The organism is Kitasatospora sp. NPDC054795 (assembly GCF_053611565.1).
The window spans coordinates 1-3485 of sequence record NZ_JBSHAP010000268.1 but is presented as its reverse complement, the minus strand read 5'-3'; the positions used below and the strand labels follow the sequence as shown (position 1 = coordinate 3485).

General features: G+C 74.6%; 2 protein-coding genes. Both read left to right on the top strand.

Annotated elements, in window-relative coordinates:
• Nucleotides 1–863 precede the first annotated feature (863 nt).
• Nucleotides 864–2096: a Rieske 2Fe-2S domain-containing protein gene (locus tag ACWGJO_RS41255; RefSeq protein ID WP_452190918.1), complete on the top strand. Its 1233-nt coding sequence runs from the start codon at nucleotides 864–866 to the stop codon at nucleotides 2094–2096.
• A gap of 178 nt (nucleotides 2097–2274) precedes the next feature.
• Nucleotides 2275–3485, top strand: a 1211-nt coding sequence (locus ACWGJO_RS41250) for a serine/threonine-protein kinase (protein WP_452190917.1), incomplete at its 3' end; no start/stop codon positions are given.

The following is a 3485-nucleotide window of genomic DNA, read 5'->3' as shown; positions in this document are numbered from 1 at the left end:
AACCGGTCCGCCACCCGACGACCCGTCTTCCCCGTCCCACCGACCACCAGCACCACACCGGACTCGACCGCGAGATCCACCGCACCAGCCATCACGAACACCCTCATTCCAAGACTCGGAGGAAACACCGGAGACCGATCTTCGAGGGCGCCGGTTGCGCCCGATCGGTTCGTCGTCGTGGCACCATTCAAATCCCCCCTGCCCGGACGATCCATAGCCGCCGCTCTCAGCTCCATGCGCGAGCGTCTACGCCACCGATGCGCCACCGACCGGCGGTGCTCCGCCCGCCCACGGTCGTCGAACCACCCGCGGCCCGGGCTCCCCGGCACCCACCACAACACACCGCACCTCCGCCTGAAAGCTCTTTCCAGCGCCTCTCGACCCTTCTTCGACCGCGCGGCGGGAAGCGCCGCGCACGGCGGCCGGAAACGGGCCGGCGGGGAAATTCGCGGAGTGACCGGAAAGGAGAACCCCGGTCCCGGGACCGGGGAATCCCGTCGCCGGCACCGATCGTCCCGAGGTGCGGGCCCGAAGGGATTCCGCCCGGTGCCGACGGACCGGTCCGGTCCGGGCACCGTCCGCCTCCCCGTTCGACCCGCTCGGCCGCTGCCCGGCCCCGCTGAGCCCCCGCTCTCCGCCGGAGCCCCGCCAAGGTGCTCGAACACGCCCGCCCCCGAGCCGAGCGGGTGCCCGGAACCTGTCGAATCCTTTAACGCCCTGTCTGGCGGATCATCAGACTTGTTGCTGCTTAGGTGGATTGTCCGTGCACCGGCTCCCGTTCCGTGGATAGCATCTGAATTCCATTCTGTTCGAGCGCTAATCGCCTGGGAGGGGCGGCGCCGGACAGACCGACAGGAGACTTCATGCGCGTGTCCAAGCACGTCCACCCCGTCAGCAACCGCCCGACCGCGGCCGACGTCGCCCTGCCACCGGCGCTGCCCTATCCCGACGGCTGGTCCGCACTCGCCTTCTCCGCCGAGCTCAAGCCCGGCACCGTGCTCACCCGCCAGCTCGCGGGCGAGGACGTCGTGCTGTACCGGCTGCGCAACGGCCGCCTCCGCGCGATCCGCCCCTACTGCCCGCACCTGGGCGCCCACCTCGGCCTGGCCACGGTCGAGGGCAACGACCTGGTCTGCCCGTTCCACCGCTTCGCCTTCGACGCCGACGGCCACTGCGTACGCACCGGGTACGGCACCCAGACGCCCAAGGCCGCGCTGACGCAGCTGCCGGTGCGCGAGGTGAACGAGGCGGTCTTCGTCTGGCGCCACCACGACGGCCGGGAGCCGGACTGGGAGATCCCCGCCTGGCACCGGCTCGGCGACGGACGGCAGCCGCTGCGGTACGCCTCCTTCGAGATGCCCGGCTACGCCCAGGACGTCATGGAGAACTCCTTCGACCTCGGCCACTTCGTCACCCTGCACGGCTGGCCCGAGGGCGAGCTGGTGGCACCGGTGGAGTTCGACGGCACCGGCTTCCACATCTCGATGCTGGTCCGGGAGACCTTCCCGCTGCTCGGAATGCGCGAGGTCCACGTCGAGGTGGACGGGTACGGCCTCACCGCCCTGCACACCGACGTCCACACGCCCTCGCTCGGCCTGGAGATCTGCTCGCTGGTCATGGCCACCCAGGTCGCCCCCGGCCGGATGCAGCTGCGGCAGGCGAGCCGCTTCGTGATGGCGGAGCCGTCCGGGCTGCCGCCGGCCGTCGCCCGGACGGTCAGCCGGGCGGTGACCAGGCTGCTGGCGGGCCCGATGTTCCGGCGCAATCTGGAGTTCACCTCGGCGGACTTCCCGATCTGGTCCACCAAGCGGTACGTCTCCCCGCCCCGGCTCACCCAGGGCGACGGGCCGATCGGCGCGATGCGGCACTGGGCCCGGCAGTTCTACCCGCCGGACCACCAGGCGCACCTGCCGGGGCCGGCCTCGCTCGCCCCCCGGAACGGGCACGGCGCCCCGCACGGGCACGAGCCGAACGGGCAGGCCCTGAACGAGCAGGGCGCGAACGGGCACAGCACGGACGGCCACGCCGGGGCCGCCGCGGACCGCACCCCGGCGGAGGCCTCCGACAAGGCGCCCAGTGGAGCCGCCCGGAACTGAGCCGGTCCCGGCCGCCCCCGCCCCGCACCCGCACCCGCTCGCCGAGTCCGCCCCGTTCCCGCTGCCCGCAACGGCTCGCCGCACTCGTTCCGCGCCCATCGGTCCGAACCGGAACCGCCCGTCCCGGCGGTACCGTCTGGCGTGGAGTACGGACGGGCGCGGCGAGGGGAGAGTCGGCGTGGAGGCACTGGGGGACGGGGATCCCCGGCAGGTGGGCGAGTACCGCCTGCTGCGGAGACTCGGTGCGGGCGGAATGGGCCGGGTCTACCTGGGCCGGACGGCGGGCGGCCGCACGGTGGCGGTCAAGCTGGTGCACGAACAGTTCGCGGCGGAACGGGAGTTCCGCGTGCGGTTCCGCAACGAGGTGGCCGCCGCCCGGCGGGTCGGCGGCCGCTGGACGGCCCCGGTGCTGGACGCGGACACCGAGGGCGCCCAGCCCTGGGTGGCCACCGGGTACGTCGCCGGGCCCTCGCTGGCCGCCGCCGTGCGGGAGTTCGGCCCGCTGCCCGTCGCCGCCGTCCGCTCGCTCGGGGCGGGGCTCGCCGAGGCGCTGCAGGCCGTGCACGCCCAGGGGCTGGTGCACCGGGACGTCAAGCCGTCGAACGTGCTGCTGGCGCTGGACGGCCCGCGCCTGATCGACTTCGGGATCACCCGGGCACTGGACGCGGCGACCGCGCTCACCCGGTCCGGCTTCGTGGTCGGCTCCCCGGGCTACCTCTCCCCCGAGCAGGCCGACGGGCGCAGCGCCGGGCCCGCCTCGGACGTCTTCTCGCTCGGCGCCGTACTCGCCCACGCCGCCACCGGCACCGCGCCGTTCGGCTCGGGGGTGAGCGCGCCGGTCCTGCTCTACCGGGTCCTTCACGAGGAGCCGGAACTCGACGTGGCCGACCGGGAGTTGCACTCGCTGCTGACAGCGTGCCTGGCCAAGGACCCGGCCCGCCGGCCCACTCCCGCCCAGCTGCGCGAGCGGCTGACGGCCGCCGACCCGACGGCGGGCGAGCGGCTGGAGCGACGGGACTGGCTGCCGCCCGCGATCGCTGCCGCACTGGCCGCGCTCGCGGTCGAACTGCTGGACCTGGACAGTGACTCTCCGGCCCGACCCGGCGCTCCCAGCGGGCAGTTCGGCCCGGCGGAGCCGTGGCACGCCGCACCGCCGGCCCCGGGAACACCGGCCCCCGGTACGCCCACGCCCACGCCCCCGGGCACGCCGACGCCGTACTCCCCGACGCGGCCCCCGCCGTACCGGCCCCCGTACGCGCCCCCGCCGCAGCCGACCCGCGGCCGGCCCGGCCCCGGCGTGCTGTTGGTCGCCGCCGTCCTGGCCGTCGCGGCGGCCGGCACCGCGGTGGCCCTGGCCGTGCGCGGCACCGACACCGACGGCACCGGATC